The following is a 431-nucleotide window of genomic DNA, read 5'->3' as shown; positions in this document are numbered from 1 at the left end:
GGCGGGGAGGGGTTGAGCCTGTTCCGCTCCGAGGACGGGTTCCAGGGCTTCGAAAAGCTCGCCTCCGTCCAGCCGGATGCCTCGCACCATGACCGGGCGGAGCTGGTCGCCGTGGGGCGGGACGTGGCGCTCGTGTACGCGTTCGAAGCGCCTTCGCTTTCGGCGTCGTCGCGGCACGACGTCTGGTTCCAGTGGTGGCGCTACCAGGAGGACGGGCACACCTGGGCGCCGGAGCCGGCGGTGCGCGTGTTCAACGCGGACGATTCGACGGCGTACTCGCGGGCGCTCCTGGCCCGGGACTCGCGCGGGCGGCTGTGGATCCAGGCGTTCCGCCTGGAGTCGGACGGAGGTTCCACGGCGGTGGTGGCGGTCTCCTCCGACGGGGGCGCGAGCTTCCAGCGGCAGCCGGACCTGGGGCGGGTGCGCAAGCG

1 pseudogene is annotated in these 431 nt (G+C 72.6%); it reads left to right on the top strand.

Features of this window, described 5'->3' with window-relative positions:
* Positions 1–12: 12 nt before the first annotated feature.
* A pseudogene (locus D7V88_RS42340) lies at positions 13–431 on the top strand (WD40/YVTN/BNR-like repeat-containing protein); the annotation flags it as partial.

The organism is Corallococcus terminator (assembly GCF_003611635.1).
Lineage (GTDB): Bacteria > Myxococcota > Myxococcia > Myxococcales > Myxococcaceae > Corallococcus > Corallococcus terminator.
This window is presented reverse-complemented; position numbering and strand designations above follow the sequence as displayed.